The sequence below is a fragment of the Bacillus sp. LR--39 genome, assembly GCF_053613335.1.
Genome location: NZ_JBSIOT010000328.1, coordinates 1 through 1066, shown reverse-complemented (window position 1 = coordinate 1066; position 1066 = coordinate 1). Strand labels below are relative to the sequence as shown.

The following is a 1066-nucleotide window of genomic DNA, read 5'->3' as shown; positions in this document are numbered from 1 at the left end:
CAGCCGGCATCGGTGTCACGGTTCTGTTCTCTTCCAGTGTATTCGGAGAAAACAATTTCTTGCTTGGCGGCGTTACCGGCGTACTGTCCGCTGTCATGCTTTTGTATGTCGGGGTGTGGCTGCACAGAAACGCCTCAATGGATAAATGGAGAGAAAAAATCAATATCCAGAAGTTACAGGCACTAAAAAAACGAAGCCTGCTTTCCTTTGCGCTCATTGCATTTCTGGCAGTTGTAAGAGAAGGTCTCGAAACGGTCATCTTTTTCATCGGGCTTGTCGGGAAGCTCCCGCTCACTGAACTGATCGGCGGAACTGCCGCAGGGCTTATCATTCTCGTCATCGTCGGTGTTCTGATGATCAAGCTCGGAATGCGCATTCCATTGAAGCCGTTTTTTCTTCTATCAATGGCGGTTGTCCTGTATATGTGCGTGAAATTTCTCGGAACCGGCGTTCACAGCCTTCAACTGGCGGGCATTCTTCCGTCTGATGCAGAAAGCTGGCTGCCGTCTGTATCGGTGCTGGGAATTTATCCGTCTGTGTACAGCACGATTCCGCAAATGTTGATTTTCCTCTTTTTACTGATTGCGCTTGTTTCAGAAGCGGCAAAACATTTTACAAACGGAAAGGAACTGACAAAATGAATTTCACAAAAATCGCTGTATCAGCCGGATGCATCCTTGCGCTGTGCGCAGGCTGCGGAGCCAACGACACATCTTCAACCAAAGAAAAAGCTTCATCTGAAAAAAGCGGGGTCACTAAAGAAATCACCGCATCCGTAAATAAAATGGAAACCATCATTTCCAAGCTGAATGACTCAGCGGAAAAAGGAGACCAAAAAGAGATTGAAAAGAAGGGGAAAGAGTTAAACAGCTACTGGCTTTCCTTTGAAAACGACATTCGCAGCGACTATCCATTCGAATATACAGAAATCGAAAAACATCTTCAGCCAATCTACACAGAAGCGCAAAAAGACAAACCGGATACAGCAAAAATCAAGACAGAATCCGAGTCATTGAAAGCGTCCTTAGAAGACCTGACAGAAGCGAAGAAGAGCGGCAAAAAGGCT

General features: G+C 46.2%; 2 pseudogenes. Both read left to right on the top strand.

The features are described from left to right. Nucleotides 1–641: pseudogene (efeU, locus tag ACWHAR_RS22945) on the top strand (ferrous ion permease EfeU); the annotation flags it as partial. After that, nucleotides 638–1066 (top strand): annotated as a pseudogene (gene efeM, locus ACWHAR_RS22940) (iron uptake system lipoprotein EfeM); the annotation flags it as partial. The pseudogenes efeU and efeM, both read left to right, overlap by 4 nt.